The 21550-nt window shown below is 55.9% G+C and carries 20 protein-coding genes and 1 tRNA gene; 5 read left to right on the top strand and 16 right to left on the bottom strand.

The features are described 5' to 3' along the window. Positions 1-18: 18 nt before the first annotated feature. The 8 genes from PREDE_RS02490 to PREDE_RS02455 form a co-directional block, all read right to left on the bottom strand. Entirely contained in the window at positions 19-771 is a 753-nt protein-coding gene (locus tag PREDE_RS02490; RefSeq protein ID WP_005843666.1) for a polyprenol monophosphomannose synthase, read from the bottom strand. A 93-nt stretch (positions 772-864) separates the two neighbouring features. Then, on the bottom strand, positions 865-1623 hold the full coding sequence (locus PREDE_RS02485; protein WP_005843668.1) for a lysophospholipid acyltransferase family protein: 759 nt from the start codon (positions 1621-1623) through the stop codon (positions 865-867). Next, the gene (locus PREDE_RS02480; protein ID WP_005843669.1) at positions 1620-2843 is read right to left on the bottom strand and encodes a metallophosphoesterase; all 1224 of its coding nucleotides are present in this window, start codon (positions 2841-2843) and stop codon (positions 1620-1622) included. The genes PREDE_RS02485 and PREDE_RS02480 overlap by 4 nt, the downstream gene beginning before the upstream one ends. Before the next feature lie 45 nt (positions 2844-2888). After that, entirely contained in the window at positions 2889-3710 is an 822-nt protein-coding gene (locus PREDE_RS02475; RefSeq protein ID WP_005843670.1) for a vitamin B12 dependent-methionine synthase activation domain-containing protein, read from the bottom strand. An 8-nt stretch (positions 3711-3718) separates the two neighbouring features. Further along, on the bottom strand, positions 3719-5104 hold the full coding sequence (locus PREDE_RS02470) for a dihydroorotase (RefSeq protein ID WP_005843671.1): 1386 nt from the start codon (positions 5102-5104) through the stop codon (positions 3719-3721). A gap of 26 nt (positions 5105-5130) precedes the next feature. After that, entirely contained in the window at positions 5131-5952 is an 822-nt protein-coding gene (locus PREDE_RS02465; RefSeq protein ID WP_005843672.1) for a DUF4369 domain-containing protein, read from the bottom strand. An 82-nt stretch (positions 5953-6034) separates the two neighbouring features. Continuing rightward, entirely contained in the window at positions 6035-6451 is a 417-nt protein-coding gene (locus tag PREDE_RS02460; RefSeq protein WP_005843673.1) for a hypothetical protein, read from the bottom strand. Beyond that, positions 6435-6794 carry an FtsB family cell division protein gene (locus PREDE_RS02455; RefSeq protein WP_005843674.1) on the bottom strand — a complete coding sequence of 120 codons (360 nt, stop codon included), beginning with the start codon at positions 6792-6794 and terminating at the stop codon, positions 6435-6437. The genes PREDE_RS02460 and PREDE_RS02455 overlap by 17 nt, the downstream gene beginning before the upstream one ends. A gap of 128 nt (positions 6795-6922) precedes the next feature. On the opposite strand from PREDE_RS02455, the gene PREDE_RS02450 reads away from it, so the two are divergent. Then, positions 6923-8773: a DNA polymerase III subunit gamma/tau gene (locus PREDE_RS02450; protein ID WP_005843675.1), complete on the top strand. Its 1851-nt coding sequence runs from the start codon at positions 6923-6925 to the stop codon at positions 8771-8773. Positions 8774-9066: 293 nt separating this feature from the next. Here the strand turns inward: PREDE_RS02450 and asnA are convergent, their stop codons facing one another. Beyond that, the gene (asnA, locus tag PREDE_RS02445; RefSeq protein ID WP_005843676.1) at positions 9067-10104 is read right to left on the bottom strand and encodes an aspartate--ammonia ligase; all 1038 of its coding nucleotides are present in this window, start codon (positions 10102-10104) and stop codon (positions 9067-9069) included. 252 nt (positions 10105-10356) lie between these two features. On the opposite strand from asnA, the gene PREDE_RS02440 reads away from it, so the two are divergent. Beyond that, a tRNA-Arg gene (locus PREDE_RS02440) sits at positions 10357-10430 on the top strand. A 205-nt stretch (positions 10431-10635) separates the two neighbouring features. On the opposite strand, the gene ppdK is transcribed toward PREDE_RS02440, so the two are convergent. Then, positions 10636-13356 carry a pyruvate, phosphate dikinase gene (ppdK, locus tag PREDE_RS02435; protein WP_005843678.1) on the bottom strand — a complete coding sequence of 907 codons (2721 nt, stop codon included), beginning with the start codon at positions 13354-13356 and terminating at the stop codon, positions 10636-10638. Positions 13357-13611: 255 nt separating this feature from the next. Between ppdK and rlmD the strand changes: the two genes are divergently transcribed. Together rlmD and PREDE_RS02425 are read left to right on the top strand one after the other, a co-directional pair. Next, positions 13612-15078, top strand: coding sequence for a 23S rRNA (uracil(1939)-C(5))-methyltransferase RlmD (rlmD, locus tag PREDE_RS02430; protein WP_005843679.1), 1467 nt, complete (start codon positions 13612-13614; stop codon positions 15076-15078). Positions 15079-15233: 155 nt separating this feature from the next. Beyond that, positions 15234-16106 carry a sigma-70 family RNA polymerase sigma factor gene (locus PREDE_RS02425; RefSeq protein WP_005843681.1) on the top strand — a complete coding sequence of 291 codons (873 nt, stop codon included), beginning with the start codon at positions 15234-15236 and terminating at the stop codon, positions 16104-16106. Between the two features lie 159 nt (positions 16107-16265). On the opposite strand, the gene PREDE_RS02420 is transcribed toward PREDE_RS02425, so the two are convergent. Genes PREDE_RS02420 through PREDE_RS02395 form a run of 6 tightly spaced genes read right to left on the bottom strand, consistent with a single transcriptional unit; the run spans position 16266 to position 20360 of the window. Beyond that, positions 16266-16817, bottom strand: a complete 552-nt coding sequence (locus PREDE_RS02420; RefSeq protein ID WP_005843682.1) for an NUDIX hydrolase — start codon at positions 16815-16817, stop codon at positions 16266-16268. Positions 16818-16819: 2 nt separating this feature from the next. Then, a complete protein-coding gene (locus tag PREDE_RS02415) occupies positions 16820-17320 on the bottom strand; it encodes a pyridoxamine 5'-phosphate oxidase family protein (protein ID WP_005843684.1) in 501 nt (166 codons plus the stop codon). A gap of 59 nt (positions 17321-17379) precedes the next feature. Then, the gene (locus PREDE_RS02410) at positions 17380-17658 is read right to left on the bottom strand and encodes a GNAT family N-acetyltransferase (protein ID WP_005843686.1); all 279 of its coding nucleotides are present in this window, start codon (positions 17656-17658) and stop codon (positions 17380-17382) included. Between the two features lies 1 nt (position 17659). Then, positions 17660-18427, bottom strand: coding sequence for an MBL fold metallo-hydrolase (locus PREDE_RS02405; RefSeq protein ID WP_015298399.1), 768 nt, complete (start codon positions 18425-18427; stop codon positions 17660-17662). 14 nt (positions 18428-18441) lie between these two features. Continuing rightward, positions 18442-19485 (bottom strand): UDP-N-acetylmuramate dehydrogenase, encoded by a 1044-nt coding sequence (murB, locus tag PREDE_RS02400; RefSeq protein WP_005843690.1) that lies wholly within the window; start codon positions 19483-19485, stop codon positions 18442-18444. 20 nt (positions 19486-19505) lie between these two features. Then, positions 19506-20360: a DUF4348 domain-containing protein gene (locus PREDE_RS02395; protein ID WP_174264879.1), complete on the bottom strand. Its 855-nt coding sequence runs from the start codon at positions 20358-20360 to the stop codon at positions 19506-19508. 145 nt (positions 20361-20505) lie between these two features. On the opposite strand from PREDE_RS02395, the gene pheS reads away from it, so the two are divergent. After that, positions 20506-21543 (top strand): phenylalanine--tRNA ligase subunit alpha, encoded by a 1038-nt coding sequence (pheS, locus tag PREDE_RS02390; protein ID WP_027952584.1) that lies wholly within the window; start codon positions 20506-20508, stop codon positions 21541-21543. Positions 21544-21550: the final 7 nt, after the last annotated feature.

Genomic DNA, 21550 nt, shown 5'->3' with positions numbered 1-21550 from the left:
GGGCGTCTGTCTTCACGGCTATGCCCTGGGGAGCTGTGGATATTTGCGGAACCATCCGTCCAGCCGCAAGCGCATCACGCCGAAGAACGCTTCGCTGAAGATTCCACCGCTCATCTTGCTGGTGCCCTCCCTGCGGTTGACAAAAACCACGGACACCTCTTTGATTTTAAAACCTATCTTGTAGGCCGTATATTTCATTTCTATCTGGAAGGCATAGCCTTTGAAACGGATTTTATCCAGCTCAATAGTCTCCAGCACCCGACGACGATAGCACACGAAACCAGCCGTCGTGTCGTGCACGTCGAAACCCGTCACCGTCTGTACGTATTGCGAAGCGAAGTAACTCATCAAGACACGGCCGATAGGCCAGTTCACCACATTGACCCCCGTCACGTAGCGAGAGCCCACGGCCACGTCTGCCCCCTCGTCATGACAGGTGGCATAAAGCCGCGGCAGGTCAGCCGGGCTGTGGCTGAAGTCGGCGTCCATCTCGAAAACATACTCGTAGGCATGGGCCAACGCCCACTTGAACCCCGTGATATAGGCAGTGCCCAACCCTTGTTTGCCCGTCCGCTCAATGATGAAAAGGCGGTCGGCAAACTCTTGCTCCATCAGGCGGTGCACTATCTGTGCCGTGCCGTCTGGACTGCCATCGTCGATGACCAGAACGTGGAAGCACTTATCCAGCGAGAAGACGGCGCGGACGATTTTCTCCACGTTCTCTTTCTCGTTATAGGTGGGTATAATGATGATAGAGTCGCTTTCGTACATAATGATATGAGTTTTCTGTGTGATGCAAAAGTATAAAATAAATGGGAAAGAGCACTCGCGATGTCCATGTAATTTCGGAGAGGAAATGCTTTTTTATTGGTCTGGATTCTCCACGTAGCCCTGATACTCGGGCACCAGTCCACCCATCACGGCCTCATAGCTGCGGTCTTTCAGATGGTCGATGTTCTCACGCCCCTTACCGATGGGTTCCACCGGTTCGTGAATGGTGAGTCGAAGCCGGTGCCAAGTGCACCACTTGCCGTCCCGCATGCGGGGCATGACATTGAACGACCCATTGATGGTGAGCGGGCAGACGGGCAACTGCAACTCGTCGGCCAGCATGAACGCCCCCCGGCGGAAGAGTCCCATGTGGCCGGTAAAGGTGCGGGCACCCTCGGGAAACACCACAAGCGACATACCCTCGCGCAGGATTTCACTGGCCTGGTCGTAGGTCTCGCGCACCTTGGAAGGACCGCTGCGATCCACAAAGATGTGGTGGGCATACTGACTGGCAATACCGATGAAAGGCATTTTGCGCAGGGCTTTCTTCATCATCCACTTGAAGTTGCGGTTCAGGAAACCATAAATCAGGAAGATGTCGAACATGCCTTGATGGTTGGCCACGAAGACATACGACTGCCCGGGCCGCAGATGCTCGCGGCCCTCCACCTTGACCGGCAACAGCAGCAGCGTCACCGTGAGGCGCGACCACAGACGACCGGGATAATATCCCCAGACATGACCGTTGCCCAGAAAGCAACCCACCACCGTGGTACAGGCCGTGAGAATCGTGGCCACCAGGAATATGGGCAGCACGATGAACAACTGATAAATACGATAGAGATATTTCATGGTTTTGTTGTGTAAGTGTTTGCGGAGCGTGATTGGGGAGAACGGAGATGCCCGGCAGGTGCCGCCACGCGGTGCAGGGTGATGACAGCTATCTCGGGCGAGGCCCCAAAGCGGAAAGGAATGAGTCCGCCTATGCCGGCCGAAACATAGAGAGCACTGCCCCCGGACTGGTAGAGACCGAAGTCCTGATGGTAGTGCAGCTGGGTGGGACGCAGGCCGAACAGGGCAATCTGGCCGCCATGCACATGGCCGCTCAGGGTGAGCTGTACACGCTGGCTGGGCCTGATTTCGGCATCCCAAGCCTTGGGATTGTGTTGCAGCATCACCACAAAGGCTCCTTTGCCCACGCCCTGCATGGTGCGCACGAAGTCAGAACTGTCGGGTTTCTCCCAATTTTGCTCGCCCGCCACCACGAGCGAGTCGCGCCCCCGACGAATGACGACATGCTCGTTGAGTAGCAATCGCCACCCACACTGCCGTTGCAAGGCAATGGTTTCAGCGCGGTTAGCAGCCTCAACAGCCGGTTCCTCGTCGGTATATTCGCTATAATCATGATTGCCCAACACCGAGACAACGCCGTCGCGGGCACGCAGCCCGGCCAGCATGGAAGCCACCGGGTGAATCTCGCACGGCCGCATATTCTGCAAGTCGCCCGTAAAGGCAATGAGGTCGGGCTGCTGGGCATTGATGCTGTCCAGGTCGCGCTGCAGCAGTGGAAGCCGGCTCCCGGTGAACGTACCCACGTGGGCATCGGTGAACTGCACGATGCGGTAGCCGTCGAAAGCGGCAGGAAGGTCGTTGAAATACACGTCCACATGATTCACTTCCAGCTTGCGCAACCCTATCGTGGTTCCATAGCCAAGCATGTACCAGACACCAATCGTCAATCCAACAGCCACCAGATTGCCCCAGTTGCGGTAAGTGTGGCGCCATCGGCACCAGGCCAGGCCCAGTCCGGAGCACAGGGCAAAGAGTGCCTTGGGCACCACGACAAGCCCCAGGAGAAACAGATAAACGTTGATCCACATGAGGTCGTCTGGCGCAAAATTGCGGATGGAGGCCAGTCCAACAGTGTAAGCCAGCATCAGCACACCGGGCAGCCACCAGGCCAACCGCCACCACCACCGACGGGCAAAGCGGCGTTTCCAATAGTGCTGATCGAAATAAAGGTCGGGCAGCACAATGGTCAGAATGATGGGAATGAGGATGCGGGCTATCAAGACAACTTGGGGAATGAAAGGATGAAACGGGGAAAAGACACGAACCTAAACAGAGGCCGGGGCGGCGAGACGGGTACTGAGGAAGCGGCGCACATACGCCACGGGCAACCCGCGGCGGCGGGCATAGTCGTGCAACTGATCGTCGCCAATCTGTCCCAGGTCAAAATACCGGGCTTGGGGGTGGGCAAACATCAGGCCCGACACCGAGGCGTGGGGCTGCATCATGCCGGTCTCGGTGAGCTGTATGCCGATCTGCTTCATCCCGACCAAGTCGGAAAGAATGAAGTTGAGGCTCGTATCGGGCAACGAGGGATAACCCACAGCCGGGCGGATGCCCTGATAGCGTTCGGCCAGCAAATCGCTCATGGAGAGATTTTCGTCGGGTGCATAGCCCCAATACGTGCGGCGCACCTGCAGGTGCATCAGCTCGGCCGTGGCCTCAGCCAGCCGGTCGCAGAGCACCTGCGAGAGCAAGTGCAGGTACACATCATCGCGATGAACTTTCTCCATACTAGGGTCTACGGTGGTGGCAAAGGCCCCTACCCGATCCTTGACACCCGAGGCAAGCGGCCGAACAAAATCGGCAAGGCACAAGTTGGACTGTCCCGCCACTGCTGGCCGCTGCTGTCGCAGCATGGGAATCCGCACGCTGCCAATCAGCAGGTCGTCGCCGTCGCTGTTGGCTTCCAGCACCTCGAACACGGCGTAGGTGTGGCAGAGTCCCTGCCAGCTGTCGAGCATCTGCCCGGCATCAGCCAGCAGAGCATCTTTCTCGGCCCCACCCAAGCCATTCATGCTCCAGGCATGGAAAAAGTAAATCCAGTTGATATAGGGTCTCACCTCACTAATATCGTAGGTCAGTTTCATGCTTGCACCTATTTTTGTTTGCGTCCGGGCACTTCGTCTGCCTCCATTCTGAACCGCAGGGCCTCGCCCCGACTATCGGGTAAGAACCGGCCGCGGTCGTAAATCACACGCCCGTTGCAGAGCGTCTGTCTTACCTGCCAGTGATACCGCTGGCCCATGACGGGACTCCAGCCACACTTGCTCTGCACCATGTCGGGCGTTACCGTCCACGGCTCCCCGCGCTTCACGATGGCCACGTCGGCCTTGTAGCCCGGACGCAGGAACCCGCGGCCGCTCACACTGAACAGCCGTGCCGGGTGATGGCACATGAGTTCCACCAACCGCTCTATCGGGAGCACGCCGGCATCGACCAGCTCGAGCATTGTAACAAGGGAGAACTGAATCATTGGCATGCCCGAGGCAGCCTGGGCGCAGCCTCCCTGCTTGTCGGCCGGCTCGTGTGGGGCATGGTCGGTGCCCACGGCAGTGATGCGCCCGTCGGCGAGTGCACGGCGCAATGCCTCGCGGTCGGCAGCGGTCTTCACCGAGGGGTTGCACTTGATGAGGGCGCCCAGCCGGCGATAGTCGTCGTCGGCAAACCAGAGGTGGGCTATGACGGCCTCGCCCGTGATGGAGGGCAGCCGGCCGTCGGAATCAATGGGGGTGAACAGGTCGAGCTCGCGTGCTGTGGTGACATGGGCAATGTGCAGCCGCGTGCCCAGTTCGCGGGCCAGCTGCACAGCCAGCGACGAACTGGCCATACAGGCTTCGGCCGACCGGATGAGGGGATGATGGCAGATATCGGGGTCGTCGCCATACCGGCGCTTGGCTTCGGCCATGTTCCGATTGATGAGGGCCGTGTCCTCGCAATGGGTCATCAAGGGAAGACCGAGCTCGGCGCAGGTGGCAAAGACGGTGCGCAGGGTGTCCAGCCGATCGACAAGCATGTTGCCCGTGGAGGCTCCCATGAAGAGTTTGATGCCGGGAATGCGAGTGGCGTCCAGCCGTGCAAAGAGCGGGACGTTGTCGCTGGTGGCTCCGAAGAAGAAGCCATAGTTCACATGGCTCTTCGTGGCGGCCAGTCGGTATTTCTCGTCGAGGGCTTCCAGCGTGACGGTCTGCGGCACGGTGTTGGGCATCTCCAGATAAGAGGTGACGCCGCCAAAGGCTGCGGCACGGCTCTCGCTCTCGATGTCGGCCTTGCGGGTGAGCCCGGGCTCGCGGAAATGCACGTGCTCGTCGATGATGCCGGGCAGGACGAAGCACCCCGTGGCATCTACGCACTTGTCGTAGCTTCCACGGGGAGATGCTGTGCCTTCCAGGATGTCGAGGATGAGGTCGTCTTCTATGATGACGGTTCCCTCGAATGAGCGTCCCTCATTGACAATTCGTCCACCCTCAATGATTGTCTTCATATGTCAGCCTTTGGTGAGTCGTTCGGTCATTCGGCTTGTGCGGGCATCGGCCCTGCGGTCTGCGGAGCCGGCTGTGGGGCTGCCATCTGGTTGGGCGTGGGGCCGTCCATAGGCGGCGCCACCGGCTGGCCGGCGGCATGGGGCGGCTCCTGCATGCCGTTCATGATGTTCTGGTTTTGCTGGGCGGTCTCGTAATATTCTTTCACCTGCGGGTCGTTCTTGAACTTGTCGGTGGCCTTGCTCATGATGTCTTCTATCCAGGCATCGAGCATGGGAACCCGGTAGCGGCTCATGCAAGTATTGATGAACACGTAGGGCCCCAGCACGTTGTCGAAGTTCTCGGTAACGAATCCTGTCACCAGCTTGTCCATCTTCTGGTTGATGCTTGCGTCCTCTGCGGCCAGCCGTGCATTCACAGCATTCATGTCGCGGCCGTTCATAATGGCCTGGTCATGCTTGTGTACAAGATCCATGCTCTGGTTCATGAGCTGGGTGAATTTCTCGCGGAAGGCCGAGAGTTTGTCGTTGAGCGGCGTGCCCGTCACGCTCTCCTGCGTGTTGTCTATCTTCACCACGATATCGCCGCTTTCCAGCACTACGGGCAGTCCTGTGTTGTCGTCCATGAATATGTTGGCCACGCGCACCGAGTCGATGGAGCCCTGAAAGTGGAACTGGCCGTGCACCACGTCGCAGGAATCCAGACTCTTGAGCGCCGTATCTTTGTACACCTTTAGGTAGAGCTTCTGGCCGTCGAGTGTCGAGACATTGGACGAACCTGTGATGCTGAACGTATTGGCGCACGAAGTGAGGCTCAGAATACCGATGACTGCGTATAAAACTTTATTCATAAACGTTGCTTGTTCGAGTAGCACAAAGATAATGTGTATTTGCGAAGCGGAAAAGAAAATTCATTCAATTTAAAGTTCTCGCCTACTCTTTTAGTTTTTTTTTGGATAGTTCGTGGTCGAGCCGGTGCACGGTGTAGACCTCCAACGCAGCAGCAATGAGCAGCAGGACAACCCACTTGTTGTACACCAGGTTCACATAATCTACCATGCTCGAAAACAGCGGACGGAAGAATCCCCACGCACTGTCGGCCATCAGGATGCCGGAAAATATAAAAAGGAGGTCGGCCAGTCCCTGGATGCGCTTCAGCCGCCGAATGGTGACGTCGCGCCCTTCATAGCTCTGTGCAATCTGCATCAGCGCAAACAGCAGGGCGCCCAGCAGGAACACCCAGCACATCACCGGCTGCTGCCACATCAGCGCAAAGCCGCCGGCACCCACCACCATCAACGTGCCCCCCGTCAGGAAGAGCACGCTCTGGAACTTACTTAATTGCTTCATTACTTTCGATAGGTTGGTTCTGGTCTTCGCCCGCCGGCTGCACATCGGTGCTCAGCACGTAAATATCCTCGTCGTCGGCCTTCATGAAATAGCGTTCACGGGCTATCCTTTCTATGGCCTTGGGCGTGCGCCGGAGCTCGCGCAAAGCGTTGGTGGCCTGCTCGTTCTGTGCATTGTACTTCTTGATTTCATCTTTCAACTGGCTGATTTGAAGGTCATATTGTATGCGGCGGAGAAAGCTGTTGTCGTCTATAAAACCCACAACGGCCACTCCGACAACCACTGTAATCAGATACTTGTAGCGTGCCAAAATGTTCCAGACGAAGCCCAGTTTGCTGCTCATAATTCTTTCTCTATAAACGTTTGCAAAGATAATGCAAATCAAGGAAAAAGCAAAAGAAAACACATTTTTTGTTTTGCCTTTCTCCCAATTTGCACTAACTTTGCAACGCCAAACAACAGCACAGCATTATGGACAACTATATCGTATCGGCCAGAAAATACCGCCCGATGACGTTCAGCTCGGTGGTGGGGCAGGAAGCCCTCACCACCACGCTCAAGAATGCCGTCAGGAGTGGCAAGCTGGCCCATGCCTACCTCTTCTGCGGACCGCGCGGAGTGGGCAAGACGACGTGTGCACGCATCTTTGCCAAGACCATCAACTGCGAACACCCCACGACCGACGGCGAGGCCTGCGACACGTGCGAGAGCTGCCGGTCGTTCAACGAGGGCCGTTCTATGAACATCTTTGAGCTCGATGCGGCCAGCAACAACTCCGTGGAAAACATCAAGACCCTCATGGACCAGACGCTCATCCCACCACAGACGGGCCGTTACAAGGTGTTCATCATCGACGAGGTGCACATGCTCTCCACGGCCGCCTTCAACGCCTTTCTCAAGACGCTGGAGGAGCCGCCGCACCATGTCATCTTCGTGTTGGCCACCACCGAGAAGCACAAGATTCTGCCCACCATCCTCTCACGGTGCCAGATTTACGACTTCGAGCGCATGGCCGTACCCGAGATTATCGGGCATCTGAAGATGGTGGCCGACAAGGAAGGCATCGGCTATGAGGAGGAGGCGCTGAGCGTCATCGCCGAGAAAGCCGACGGGGGCATGCGCGACGCCCTCTCCATCTTCGACCAGGTGGCGAGCTTCTGCCAAGGGAACATCACCTATCAAAAGGTGCTCGAAGACCTCAACGTGCTCGATGCCGACAACTACTTCCGCATCATCGACCTGGCCCTGGCCAATCAAGTGAGCGACATCATGCTGTTACTCGACGGGCTTGTGGCTAAAGGCTTCGATGCCGGACACCTTATAAACGGGCTGGCCTCGCACGTGCGCAACGTGCTCATGGCCCGCGACGCGCAGACGCTACCCCTGCTCGAGGCGAGCCAGCAGCAACGGCTGCGCTATCAGGAGCAGGCAAAAAAGTGCCCCATACCCTTTCTCTACAAGGCGCTAAGGATTCTCAACGAGTGCGACGTCAACTACAGGCAGAGCAGCAACAAGCGTCTGCTGGCCGAACTGACACTCATCCGCGTGGCCCAGATCACACAGCCCGAAGACGATGATACCGCCGGAGCGGGGCGTTGCCCCAAGAGATTGAAAACCCTGTTCAAGAACATCAAGACCTCCCAACCCATAACGGCATCGCAGGTGGCCGGGGATGGGACGACCACGCAACCGGCGGCTCAGGTGCAGAGCCGCCCGGAAACTTCTTCCCCCACCCTCTCATCGCCCGGCCATACGACCGCTACCGAGCCGGCTGTCGGCCCCATCACGCCGCCCGCCGCACCGGGCACACCGACCGACAAGCCCGCGCCGATAGGCCCACGCATCAAACTGCGCAACATCGGCATGACTTTCAACGACCTCCGCCGCGGCCCGGAGCAGCCCGATTATGCGGTTGCCAAGACCGAAGAGGCCTCTCCCGCCCCCACGCCGGACGAAGCCCGCAGGTTCACCGAGGCCGAGTTGGGCATGCAATGGACCCTGATGTGCAACCGCATGCCACAGCAACTGGTGGGACTGGCGGCCCGGCTGAAGAACCTCACACCCCACATTGCCGACTATCCCAACATAGAAGTGGTGCTCGACAATGAGATTCTGCTGGGACAAATCAACGAGATAAAAGGCAGCATCCGCGCCACCATGCGCAAGACGCTGGGCAATGCCGACATCGACCTCACGCTGAGACTGGCCGATCCCGGCGACATGCGCCGCGTGTTTACCAAGCGCGAACTCTTCGACGAACTGCGCCAGCGCAACCCCGCCATCGAGAAATTGCGCGAGCATTTGGGGCTGGAACTGGCCTGAACACCGCCCCTCCACGCTACACCCTCCCTTGGCCCATTGTTGCCAAGGCTTCTTTCATTCAGCCGCAACCGCCTGGCAAAACCCTCATTACATCTTGAACCAACATCCACAACGGCCTGAACGTTCAATCTTTACGCCGCAAACGTCTGGCGAAAACGCCACAAACGCTGGCCGATTACGGCGTGTTCGCTCCGCCCTTACGCCACTTTCGCAGGGCCATGAAACGGCGAAGCCTCCCCGGCCAGACCGGGGAGGCTTCGTCATTCAATTTGTCCCGTGGCGCGGGAGCCCGTTCAGATGAGCGGCATGCCCCATGCCTCGCACTCCTTGTACATCTCGTCGGGCCAGATACTGGCCTGAATCTCGCCGATGTGGGCCTTGTGCAACATGAGCATGCACAGGCGGCTCTGCCCGATACCGCCGCCGATGCTCTGCGGCAGCTTGCCCTCGAGCAGGCGGCGATGGAAGTAGAGCTGCCCACGCTCCTCCTTTCCCTCGGCCTGCAGCTGGCGCAGCAATGCCTCCCGATCCACGCGGATGCCCATGGAGCTCAGCTCAACTGAGCGGCCCAGCACGGGATACCAAATGAGTATGTCGCCGTTGAGCCCTTGCCGTCCGTTCTCGGCCACAGTCGACCAATCGTCGTAGTCGGGGGCGCGGCCGTCGTGTTTCTTTCCGTCAGACAGCTTGCTGCCGATGCCTTCAACGAACACTGCGCCGTATTTCTTGCAGATGGCATCCTCACGTTCCTTGGGGCTCAGGCCGGGATACATGTCCAGCAGCTCCTGACTATGGATGAAATGGATGTCCGCGGGCAGGAAAGGCTTGAGCTGAGGATAGATTTCACAGGTCATGAACTCCGTGCGCAGGATGGCGGCATAGATGCGCCGCACCACGTCTTGCAAGTGTCCGAGGGTGCGCTGTTCGCCCGTGATAACGGCCTCCCAGTCCCACTGATCCACATAGAGTGAGTGCAGATTGTCGAGCTCTTCATCGGCTCGTATGGCATTCATGTCAGTGTAAATGCCATATCCCGGCTCTATCTCGTATTCGGCAAGAGTCAGCCGTTTCCACTTGGCCAGCGAGTGCACCACTTCGGCTCTGGCATCGCCCAAATCCTTGATGGGGAAAGTCACCGGACGCTCCACGCCGTTCAAATCGTCGTTGATGCCCAGTCCCTGCAGCACAAAGAGCGGGGCCGTGACACGACGGAGCCGAAGCTCGGTGGAGAGGTTCTGCTGGAAGAATTCCTTTATTTGCTTGATGCCCTGCTCCGTCTGGCGCATGTCGAGCAATGCTTTATAGTCTTTCGGTTTAATCAGTTGACTCATATTCTGCGTGGTTTGCGTGTAATTTATCTTGTGAGTGCAAAGTTAACGATTAATTATTAAACTGCAAGCGTTTCCTCTTAAACATTTCACAAAATGACAGAAAAATGTTGTTTTTTTGTGCTTAATGCTTTCTTCAGAGATTAAATTGTGTGCTGCCGCCATCATATATCATATAGAAAGCGATTTCTTTTTTTCGGTTTTCATTTTGCTGTTTCCTAAAAAATACTTACTTTTGCACCCGAATGATACCATGGCCCCGTAGCTCAGTTGAATAGAGCATCAGATTCCGGTTCTGAGTGTCGTGGGTTTGAGTCCCGCCGGGGTCACTCATTAAACCAAGCGGAAAGCCTTTTTACAAAGGATTTCCGCCTTTTTTATGCTCACGGGAAAGCCGAAAAAGAAATGCAAATTATATTCCAAACATTACATTCCGCTCAGAAATCCAGAAAAGACAACCATACAAAAAGCGGGAACTGAGGCCTGTCTTTGATGACCTCAGCTCCCGCCAAATTTATGACAGAGAGTTTTTCCCTATTCTTCCACCGCTGCCTGCGCCGCAGCCAAACGGGCAATGGGTACGCGGAAAGGTGAGCAGCTCACGTAGTTGAGGCCGGCATGATGGCAGAACTTCACGGAAGAGGGTTCGCCGCCATGCTCGCCACAGATACCGCATTTGAGGTCAGGACGCACAGAACGCCCTTTCTTGACGGCCATCTGTACCAACTGTCCAACACCGTTCTGGTCGAGAACCTGGAAAGGATCCACGTCGAGAATCTTCTTTTCCAGATAAGAAGGCAGGAAGCTGGCAATGTCGTCACGGCTGTAACCAAAGGTCATCTGCGTCAAATCATTGGTACCAAAGCTGAAATATTCGGCTTTCACGGCAATCTTATCGGCAGTGAGGGCAGCACGCGGAATCTCTATCATGGTGCCCACCTTAAAGTCAATGGATACTCCCTCTTCGGCAAAGAGCTTGCGTGCTGTGTCGCGAATCACGCGCTCCTGAGCGTCGAGCTCATTGACGATACCCACGAGAGGCACCATGATTTCGGGATGCGGGTCGTAGCCTTCTTTCTTCAACTGTACGGCAGCACCGAGGATAGCACGCGTCTGCATGGCCGTAATTTCAGGAAAAGTGTTGCCCAAACGGCAGCCACGAAGACCGAGCATGGGATTGTGCTCACTGAGTGACTGGACGCGATCCTGAATCTTCTTGACGCTTACGCCCATCTCTTGAGCCATGATTTCCTGGCCAGCGAGGTCGTGCGGTACGAATTCGTGCAAGGGCGGGTCGAGCAGACGAATGTTGACGGGCATGCCGTCCATGCACTTGAGAATGCCGTAGAAGTCTTGCTTCTGATAGGGAAGCAGCTTCTCCAGCGCGCGTTCGCGGCCCTCGGTCGTGTCGGCCAGAATCATTTCGCGCATGGCTTTAATCTTCTCATTCTCAAAAAACATGTGCTCTGTACGACACAAGCCGATGCCCACGGCACCAAAATTGCGGGCCACCTCTGCGTCATGCGGGGTGTCGGCATTGGTACGCACGACAAGTTTCGAGTATTTACTACAGAGTTTCATCAGTTCGGCAAAGTCACCGGTCACCTCGGCGGGACGTGTCTTTACCTCGCCGGCATACACTTCACCCGTCGAACCGTTCAGCGAGATGTAGTCTCCCTCCTTGAGTACAGTTCCGTCTATCTCCACCGTGCGGCTTTTATAGTCCACATTGATGGCGCCAGCACCGCTCACACAGCATTTGCCCATGCCGCGGGCTACCACGGCTGCGTGCGACGTCATGCCGCCGCGTGCCGTCAGAATACCCTCTGCTGCACTCATGCCGGCCAAGTCTTCGGGCGAAGTCTCAATACGAACCATCACCACCTGACGGCCCTCGGCATGCCAGGCAGCCGCGTCATCGGCGAAGAACACAACCTGACCGCAAGCCGCACCCGGCGAAGCAGGCAAGCCGCGTGTCAGCACATGGGCCTGGGCCAGTGCCTCTTTGTCAAATACCGGATGCAACAGCTCATCCAATTTATTGGGTTCACAGCGGAGCAGGGCCGTCTTCTCGTCAATCTGTCCCTCGTGAAGCAAGTTCATGGCTATCCTCACCATAGCTGTCCCTGTGCGCTTTCCGTTGCGGGTCTGGAGGAACCACAACTTACCTTCCTGAACTGTAAACTCCATATCCTGCATGTCGTGGTAGTGATTCTCGAGCTTCTCCTGCAAGTCGTTCAACTGCTGGAATATTTCTGGCATGGCTTCCTCCATCGAAGGATACTTCGAGACACGTACCTCTTCCTCTATTCCTTGCTGGGCGGCCCAACGCAACGAGCCTTCACGTGTAATCTGCTGGGGCGTGCGAATGCCGGCCACTACGTCTTCGCCCTGGGCGTTGACCAGATACTCACCATTGAAGCGGTTCTCACCCGTGGCGGCATCACGACTGAAGCATACGCCAGTAGCCGAAGTGTTGCCCATATTGCCAAACACCATGGCCATCACGGTGACAGCCGTACCCCACTCCTGCGGAATCCCCTCCATCTTCCGATAGAGGATGGCTCGGTCGTTCATCCAGCTGTCAAATACGGCGCAGATGGCTCCCCAAAGCTGCTCCATCGGGTCGTTGGGGAACTCCTTTCCAGTCTGTTCCTTGATGGCTTCTTTGAAGAGCACCACCAAGCTCTTGAGTTCGTCCACGCTCATCTCGTTGTCGAGATGAATTCCGCGCTGTGCCTTGACTTTCTGGATGATGGCCTCAAACGGGTCAATGTCTTCCTTGTTCAACGGCTTCATGCCCAGCACCACGTCGCCATACATCTGCACGAAACGGCGATAGCTGTCATAAGCAAAACGCTCGTTGCCGGTCTTCTTGGCCAGGCCTGTCACCACTTCGTCGTTCAGACCCAGGTTCAGAATGGTGTCCATCATACCGGGCATGGAAGCACGGGCACCCGAACGCACGCTCATGAGAAGCGGATTGGTGGCATCACCAAACTTCAGCCCCATGAGCTGTTCCACATGCTTCACACCATTCACAACACTTTCCCTAAGGAGTGCTACAACTTCTTCCTTGCCTTTTTCAAAGTATTCGTTACATACATCGGTTGTAATCGTAAAGCCAGGAGGCACGGGTACACCTATCAAATTCATTTCTGCCAGGTTGGCACCTTTTCCGCCGAGCAGATTTTTCATGTCGGCCTTGCCTTCCGCCTTGCCGTTTCCGAAGAGGTAAACTCTTTTTTCACTCATAGTCTTGAACAGGTAATCTTATTTGTTTTAAGTTAATATATTCCTTTATGCAAAGATAACACTTTAAAAACTATTCCCCAAACTTTTTTCCAAGAAATGCCATGTCGAGTTGACAAAATTATTTGTTACCGCAAACAAATCGATTTCCATCTGTTCTCACAAGGGGAACTACCAAGTCTAATTATCCACATTTCTTAGTATGTCCATAGTCTATCTCGCATTTAATCGCTAACTTTGCGGTCAAAACAGAACAAGATGAGCAGAAAGAACAAGAAATTACCACTACTTGAGAATGTCACCATCGAGGCCATTGCTGCAGAGGGCAAGTGCCTCTTCCACCATGAAGACCTGGTGGTATTCGTGCCTTTCTGTGTGCCCGGCGACGTGGTCGACGTACAGCTTACCAAGAAAAAGCACCGATATGGTGAGGGCCGCGTGGAGCGGATGGTCACGCCGAGCAGCATACGTGCCACTCCCGCGTGCGAGCACTTTGGCATTTGTGGCGGATGCAAGTGGCAGAATCTTCCTTATGAGACCCAACTCCAAGCCAAACAGCAACAGGTATTCGACCAGCTCTCGCGTATCGGAAAGGTGGACTTACCCCCTTTCCGCAACATCATGGGCTCCGTGAAGACGCTGGAATATCGCAATAAACTGGAGTTTGGCTGCTGCAACAAGCGGTGGTTCACACATGAAGAATTGCAGAACCCCAGCCTCGATTTGGCCACGAACGACAATTCCGCCATTGGGTTTCACATCACCGGAGCCTTTGACAAGATTTATCCCATTCGCAAATGTTGGCTCATGGACGACCTGCATAATGAAATACGCAACGAGACAGAGCGTTATGCCAAGGAAACGGGCATGACCTTTTACGACGTGCGGGCTCAGCGGGGATTGCTACGTAGCCTGATGTTCCGCACTTCAAACACGGGAGAGTGGATGCTACTGGTGCAGTTCCACTACGACGAGGCGGGCGACGAGCACCGGGCCCACCAACTGCTGCAGCATCTTGCCGACCGGTTTCCCCAAATCAGTTCGCTTATCTATGTGGATAATCAGAAAGGCAACGACACCATCGGCGATCTGGAACTCACCACTTTCAAAGGCAACGACTTCATCTACGAAACCATGGAAGACCTGAAATTCAAAGTGGGGCCCAAGAGTTTCTACCAGACCAACACCGAGCAGGCCTATCACCTCTATTGCGTGGCCCGCGACTTTTGCTTTATGCCCAAATCAACACCAGGCGCCACAGCAGATTCGCAACACCCATCGCTCATCTATGATCTCTATACTGGCACGGGTACCATTGCCAACTTTGTGGCCCACCGGGCACGCAAGGTCATCGGTATTGAATATGTACCCGAGGCCATCGACGACGCACGCATCAACAGCCAAATCAACCATATCGACAACACCGAGTTCTATGCCGGCGACATGAAAAATATCCTCACGCCCGACTTCGTCCGGGAGCATGGCCGTCCCGACATTATCATCACCGACCCGCCACGGGCCGGCATGCACCCCGATGTGGTCAATGTCATTCTTGGAGCAGCTCCACGACGAATTGTCTACGTCAGCTGCAATCCGGCCACCCAAGCCCGTGACCTGTCTTTGCTCGATGCCGATTATCGAGTGACAGCCGTGCAGCCGGTCGACATGTTCCCCCATACTCCCCATGTAGAGAATGTAGTATTGCTCCAGCGGCGCGATGTATAGTTGTTGAGGATAAGGCATTCTTTCAAATTAAAATTCGTTAAAAAACGCCGTTCAAGCATTTCTTTTCGTACCTTTGCACGACTTTTCCCTGTCGGGCAAGTTATTCAGGTAATATAAGGTATTAGTGCACATTATTGCTATAAGGAAACAAAGACATGCGTCAACTTAAAATTCAGAAGAGCATTACGAACCGTTCCAGCGAAGCACTGGACAAATACTTGGTAGAAATTGGCCGTGTGCCCATGATTACGGTAGATGAGGAGATCGAGTTAGCCCAGGCCATCCGCAAGGGAGGACGCGAGGGCGAACGGGCCAAAGAGAAGCTTGTCAAGGCCAATCTCCGTTTTGTGGTTTCTGTGGCCAAGCAATATCAGCATCAAGGACTTGGTCTGACCGACCTGATTGACGAGGGCAACATCGGACTTGTCAAGGCTGCCGAGAAATTCGACGAGACGCGTGGCTTCAAATTCATCTCTTATGCCGTATGGTGGATACGCCAGAGCATCCTGCAGGCCATCGCCGAGCAGAGCCGCATTGTGCGTCTGCCGCTCAACCAAGTAGGCGCCCTGTCCAAAATCAATTCCGAGATTTCAAAGTTTGAACAGAAGAACCAGCGCCGCCCTTCGGTGCAGGAACTCTCCAACCTGACCAATATCGACGAGGCCAAGATAGACCAGACCATCAAGGCCGACAACCATCATATGAGCATCGACGCCCCTTTTCAGGAGGACGACGACAACAGCATGGCCGATGTGCTCTCCTCTGGCGACGACAGCCGTACTGACAAACAGGTGGACTATGAGAGCATGGCCAAGGAACTTGACACCGTTCTTCGCAATGTGCTGAAAGACCGGGAGATTACCATTGTCCGCGAATGTTTCGGCATAGGCTGCCACGAAAAAGGGCTCGAAGAGATAGGCGACCAGCTTGGACTCACGCGCGAACGCGTCCGTCAAATTCGCGAAAAGAGCATCGTGAAGCTGCGCGAGAGCGGCTATGCCAAGCTCCTGATCAAGTATTTGGGGTAAGCAACCGTTGCCAGAAAAACCTGGGGCGCCTTGCTTTCGTTCCTATTGAGGGTGTGTCACTGCATATCAACTCCAGTTGTTTGCAGTGACACACCTTTTATTTTCTTACCACGCATTTAATGGATGCACCCCATATCTTGGAGACTCCATAGGGCGGAGTCATTTGTTCGTTGCAAAATATTTCCAGAGCGGAGCCAGCATCAGGGCCTGGCAGAACTTGCCCGCCACAAGCATTTCAAGCACTTTGGCCTTGCTGCAAAGAAACACATCCATATCTTCCGTGGCATCAAGGTGCGTGCCCGACACTCGCTCCACACCCTCTGCCAGATAAGTATAGCATCGGTTGTTCATCGCACCCGGATTGGGCGATGAGACCATGAACTCCGTCCATTGGCCCCCGCCGAAGCCTGTCTCCTCCCGAAGTTCGCGCTTGGCCGCCTCCATGGGCTCCTCGCCCTCCTCCACGACTCCGGCAGGAATCTCTGTCGAAACCACCTTCAGCCCATGCCTCCACTGGCGTTCCAAAATCATCTCGCCGTCTTTTGTTATGGCAATCACATTGGTCCACGCGGGATACTCCAGCGTGTAATACTCGTCATGGACACGACCATCGGGAAGTTCCACTTTCTCGACCTTGGCTGTCAGCCACTTACGCTTGATGAGATATTTCGTCTCCAGCGTTTTCCATTCCAGTTCCTGATTTGTTCGCATCCCTACTTGCCGCTTTTAGCCCTTACCAACTCAATGGCTTCCTTGCCGGTGAGGTGCTCTATGTCGAAACAAATCATGCACATGTGCTTGAAGTCTTTCTGCACTTCATGCTGGAATCCCTCTTCGTCGCCGGGGTTGTAGCGTTCCGAGAGCAGCCGGATGGTGCGCATCTTCTCCCCGTCGTCCTCGATGACATGCACCTGTCCAAAGCAGATGACACTGCGAAAATAGGTGGTGAACTCTTCCGGATGAACCTCATCTGCCGCAATGACCGTAAAAGATGCCCGCGAATTGTTCCTGACGGCATCTATCTTGTGCCCTCTCAGGGCCGAGTGGAAATAGAGTTTGCCCTCATGATAGACATGGCTGATGGGCACTCCATACGGATAGCCCTCATCCCCCATGAGCGACAACACGCCCGAAGTTGCATTGTTCAATATTCTAATGCTCTCTTCTTCTGAAAGCAACTGGCGCTTGCGGCGCATGGTTCTAAACTCTTTCATGGCTTATCACTTCATGTTTTTATTTCTTTCATCTCGTCAAATGCACTTGCCACAGCGCATCACACCAGCATGCCACTGTATTGCGGATGACGCTCGTACCAAGCCTCCGCATACGAGCACAAGGGCCTGACTTTCAGATTGTGGTCCACCGCGTAGTCGGTAGCAGCCTGTACCAAGTCACCGGCCACGCCCTTGCCTTCATGTCCCTTGAATGTTCTGGTGTGTTCGATGGACAAGCCGCCTTGCATGAACACGAAGTCGAGTTGCCCTACTTGGGTCCCTTCCTCGTAGGCCGTCACCGTGCCCCCGTCGTTGTTGACCGTTACTTTTACTTCCATTTTATATATTTATTTCTATTTCCTCCCCATCATAGGCGAATGCTACGCCGTGTGGCAACTGGAGGGAGGCCTCGCTGTGCAGCCCAATGAGGTGGGTGAGGTGGGTAAAATAAGTATGCTCCGCCCCGACGCGCTGGGCAAAGGCGATGGCTTCGGGGATGAGCATGTGGCTGTGGTGAGGTTTCTCCCAGCGCAGGGCATTAACAACCAGCGTCTTCACTCCCCGCAGCCATTCCATTTCCTCGTCGGCCAGGGTCTTCATATCCGTGATATAGGCCAGCGGCCCAAAGCGATAGCCCAGGATGGGCAGCCGGCCGTGCATCACCTCGATGGGCGTCACCTCTATGCCGCCCACCCTGAAAGGCACATGCTTCTCCACGGCATGCAGGTTGAAACGGGGCACACCGGGATACAGATGGTCGGCAAAACAATAGGGGAAGTTGTGGCGCACGGCTTTCACGGTTTGCGCATTGGCATAGACGTTGATGTCGCCAAACCGACAATACGGGCGCAAATCGTCCAGTCCCCCGGTGTGGTCGTAGTGCTCATGGGTGAGCAGCACACCGTTTATCGGCCGAAATTCCTGGGGCAACAGCTGCATGCGGATGTCGGGCCCACAGTCGATGAGAATGCGCGTGTCGGCGGTCTCGAGCAAGGCCGCCGCGCGCATGCGCTTGTCACGAGGGGCCGTGCTCCGGCACACCTCGCAGTTGCAGCCCAACACTGGGACGCCATTCGATGTTCCTGTACCGATAAATCTGATTTTCAATGCTTTGCCTTTCTCTATTTGATATTTACTTCGGGCTGGATGTGCAGACCGAACTTGCGCTCCACATCCTGCTGGATGGCCTCCATCAGAGCCACCACCTCGGCCCCCGTGGCCCCGCCACGGTTCACCAATACCAAGGCCTGTTTGTCATAAACACCGGCCCGTCCCAGCGACTTGCCTTTCCAGCCGCACTGCTCGATCATCCAGCCGGCCGGTATCTTGTAGCCCAGACGTCCCTCGGGCCCCGGCACCTCGAAATAGTGCAACCCGGGGAACTCGGCCTGAAGCCGCCGGAAAGTGGGCTCGTCGACCATGGGATTCATGAAGAAACTGCCCGCATTGCCCAGTTCCTCGGGGTCGGGCAGCTTGGCACGGCGAATGCCGATGATGGTCTCGCGCAGCTGTCCCACCGTCAGGTTTCCGGCATCCACGCGGGCCGACTCGAGCATGGCGCGGATGTTGCCATAGTCGAGGTGCGGCACGAACGTGCGCGAAAGCTCGTAGGTGACATGGGTTATCAGGAACTTGTCGCGCCACTCCCGCTTGAACCGGCTCATGCGGTAGCCATAGTCGCAGTCGGCCGGGGCAAGGGTCACCACCCGTCCCGTCTCCAGCTCCACGGCCTCCACCTCAATAATAATGTCCTTGGCCTCGACTCCATAGGCACCGATGTTCTGCACGGCCGACGCGCCACACTCGCCGGGTATGAGGCTCAGGTTCTCCATGCCGCAGAGCCCACGGGCCACAGCATAGGCCACCACCTCGTCGAAACAGGTGCCGGCCCAGCAGCGCAGACGGGTCTTGCCGCCATCGTTGGGCACCGTTTGCTGCTCCACGTCGAAGCGTTTCTCAGGTGTTGCCACCAGTCCGCGAAAGTCCTGCGTGAGTAGCAGGTTGCTGCCTCCGCCCAGAATGAGCAGGGGGCCACGCGTGGCCGCCCACGACCGGGCCACGGCCACGGCATCGTCCACGGACGCATAGACGGCCAGCATGTCGCAATGCTGGTCTATGCCAAACGTGTTGTGGCGGAGCAGGGAATAGTTCTTATAAGTCTTCATGGTGTGTAGCCGTGCGGGTGTCAACTGTTAAACTTGGTCAGCTTCCAGTGTCCGCCCATCCGCTTGAAGGTCATTTCGATTTCCAGACCGTTGGCAATGCCGCGGATGAGGAATATCTTCTTGCCCGATTCCGTGTACTTCTGTCCGTACAGAATGTTGTAGATGATGCCACTGGGGATGAGGCTCGGCTTGAAGTCGGGCCACTGCTGGGGCATCATCACCCCGCTGATGGTCGAGAAATCGTCCTCGGGGTCGGGAGCCGTAAACTGCACCTCGTCGGCCATGCTCCTCACTTGGAAAGCCGAATCGGTGGCAAACCGCTGGTAAAACTTCAGGAAGCTGGCGTTCTGGTTCTGGTACATCGGCTTGTAATTCATTGATGTCAGCATCCACTCGCCGTTCACCCGGTTGAAGAGGAACTGCTGCACCGTCTTGAGCCGGAAGAAAATTTTCTCGATGACCACATGGTCGATGGTGGTATCCTTCACCAGATTTTTCTGTCGCTCGTTGTCGAAAATGAGCGTGTAGTATTCCTGCCGCATGAAGAAACGCTCCATCTTCCAGGCATCGCGCCCTATCTTTTTCTCCAGCTTGCCGTCGCGGTAGACCGGCAAGGGGAAGACAATGCGCCGCCATTGCAGCTTGCGGTTGGCGGCGAAATTGAACACAAAGTCGTCGAACAGTTCGTCAGCCGCCTTGGGCATGGGGGTCTCCGAGATGATGCTCTCGGCAGAATCCGCGGCCGAGGTGTCGGCCGCCAGCGAATCGGCCTGCAGCGAGTCCTGTGCCTCCGCTTTCTTATGGATACACCCCGTGGGCACCAACACGGTCAGCAGAGCGGCCGACAGAACGGCGAATAGTAAAACTTTTCTCATAAAATCGTTCATAAAACAAGGCAAAATTACACATTATTTTTTAGATAGGTTCACTTTTTCCGATAAAATTAGTAACTTTGCACACCGTGAAAAAGCCATGCAAAAGGCAACTGCAAACGGCTATCACAGCAAGCAACAAACGATTATGATATTAGAAAAGATAGAAGCACTTCTCAAGGAAGTGGCGGCCCTCTCGGCCAAGAATGCAGAGGACATCGAGCAGCTCAGGCTGAAATACCTGAGCAAAAAAGGTGAAATCAACGCCGTCATGGCCGACTTCCGCAACGTGGCCGCCGACCAGAAGCGAGCTGTGGGCATTAAAATCAACGAACTCAAGCAGGCAGCCACCGACAAAATCAACGAGTTGCGCGAGCAAATAGAGACCACCGAGACCGGTACGGAGAGCATCGACCTCACCCGCACGGCCTACCCCATCGGCCTCGGCACGCGCCACCCGCTCACCATTGTCAAGAACGAGATCATCAGCATCTTCCAGCGCATGGGCTTCACGCTCTACAACGGACCAGAGATAGACGACGACAAGCACGTGTTCACCATGCTCAACTTCGCTGCCGACCACCCTGCCCGCGACATGCAGGACACGTTTTTCATTTCGCAGAACAAGGACGACGTGACCAAGAACGTGTTGCTCCGCTCGCATACCTCGGGCGACGAGGCCCACTACATGGAGACCCACGAGCCGCCCATCCGCGTGCTCTGCCCCGGCCGAGTGTATCGCAACGAAGCCATCTCGGCCCGCGCCCACTGCTTCTTCCACCAGGTGGAGGGCCTCTATGTGGACAAGAACGTGAGCTTCACCGACTTGAAGCAGGTGCTCCTCACCTTTGCCCGCGAGATGTTCGGCCCCGACACCAAGATTCGGCTCCGCCCGAGCTACTTCCCCTTCACCGAACCCAGTGCTGAAATGGACATTTCCTGCAACATCTGCGGCGGCAAGGGCTGCGGCTTCTGCAAGCACACGGGCTGGGTGGAGATACTGGGCTGCGGCATGGTAGACCCGCACGACCTGGAAGCCTGCGGCATCGACCCCGAGGTCTACACGGGCTATGCTTTCGGCATGGGCGTGGAGCGCATCACCAATCTGAAGTACCGCGTGAACGACCTGCGCCTCTTTTCGGAGAACGACACCCGTTTCCTGGAGCAGTTCCAGAGCGCCTACTAAGCGTCAA

The sequence above is a fragment of the Prevotella dentalis DSM 3688 genome (assembly GCF_000242335.1).
In the GTDB taxonomy this organism is placed as follows: domain Bacteria; phylum Bacteroidota; class Bacteroidia; order Bacteroidales; family Bacteroidaceae; genus Prevotella; species Prevotella seregens.
Note: the sequence above shows the minus strand (reverse complement) of the source record. Positions and strands in the feature narration are given on the sequence as shown.